We start from the raw sequence: 1,211 nt of genomic DNA on the forward strand, positions 1-1,211 counted from the left end.
GGCCACAGCAGCATCAGCTCGCGCGCGGCGTACTGCTCACGGTAGGTGATGGCCTCGGCCACGGTGTCGCAGCCGTCGCAGCCCGCATAGACGAAGGCGCGCAGCTTCTGGGCGATGCTCACCAGCTCGGTGACCACGGGTTGCGTGTCGAGCCCCGGGGCGCCGAGGATGCGCGGCTTGACGCCCAACTGGGCCTGCGCGGCCAGCAGCGCCTTGGCGCCGGTGTACTGACCATCGACAGTGACGGTGCCGATGACGTTGGAGTTCGTTTCAGCTTGGTCGGCCCCAGGCGTCACGCGCACGACCACGGTGATGGCCAGCGTCTGTGCCGCGATGGCGGCCAGGCACGTGGGCAGGGTGCCGTCGGTGCCGGCCTTGGCTAACGCGCTTTGCACGTTGGTGATGAGCACCGGCTTGTTCAGCGGGAAGACGGTCGCGTCGGCTGTCGGGCCGGTGCACACCATGCCGATGATGGCGGTGGAGATGGGCGCGACGGGTCGCGTGCCATCGTTGATCTCGGTGACGCGTACGCCGTGGTGGTAGGTGTCGGCCATGGTGGGCTTGCCGGGGCGGGCTGGTGTGGTGGGAGGTGGGACCCGCCCATGGTCGGCTAGCCGATCAGCGAATGCACGTCGGGGTTGGCCAGCAGGAAGGCAGCTAACTTGTCAGTGGGTGACGGCTTGGTCTGGGTGGCCGCGGCGGCCGGGCGCGGCACGAGCTGCCAAGCGTGGCCGTTCCAGCGAGGCCACTTGTCTGAAGGCCATTCGTCCGGCGGTGCCGTGTCGATGGTGCCTGCAGGCATGTGCCAGACGCCGGGCTCGAGCGGCGACTCGTCGGCCTCGGTGGTGCAGACGAACAGGCCGGCGGCGTCGAGCTGGTAGGCAGGCTTGGTGACGAGCTTGGTGGTGGGCTTGGCGGCGGTCATCGCGGTCAGTACTTGATGCACCACAGGGTGGCGCGGTTGCGCGGTCGGGTCTCCGTGCTGCCGGTGTTGCCGACGGTGATGGTGTGGACGTGCGCGTCGACGGCGGCGACGGTGATGGCGTGGCCGTGGGCGCCGTTGCTGGCCACGGTGACCGTGTGGCTGTGGGCCGCCTCGGTGTCGGTGGTGAAGTTGTGGGTGTGGTCGCCGGCAGCGGTGGTGGCGAAGGCGTTGAACTGGTCACCACCGGCGTCGGCCGCGACCTTGGTGCCCATCGCGTCGTCAGGCT

Annotated in this window: 2 protein-coding genes and 1 pseudogene; all 3 read right to left on the bottom strand. The window is 69.4% G+C overall.

Annotated elements, in window-relative coordinates; genetic code table 11:
* The coding region (locus AC1DYI_RS36215) for a phage tail sheath subtilisin-like domain-containing protein (RefSeq protein WP_477208915.1) at window positions 1-554 on the bottom strand (554 nt) is incomplete at its 3' end.
* Between the two features lie 56 nt (window positions 555-610).
* Window positions 611-925: a phage tail protein gene (locus AC1DYI_RS36220; protein WP_477208916.1), complete on the bottom strand. Its 315-nt coding sequence runs from the start codon at window positions 923-925 to the stop codon at window positions 611-613.
* A 5-nt stretch (window positions 926-930) separates the two neighbouring features.
* Window positions 931-1,211, bottom strand: a pseudogene (locus AC1DYI_RS36225) (hypothetical protein); the annotation flags it as partial.

It is taken from the genome of Ideonella sp. P3_A4 (assembly GCF_056403075.1).

What these genes read in the sequence shown, in the direction of transcription:
- AC1DYI_RS36220 (WP_477208916.1), bottom strand. Translation starts at nt 925, where the DNA reads ATGACCGCCGCCAAGCCCACCACCAAGCTCGTCACCAAGCCTGCCTAC.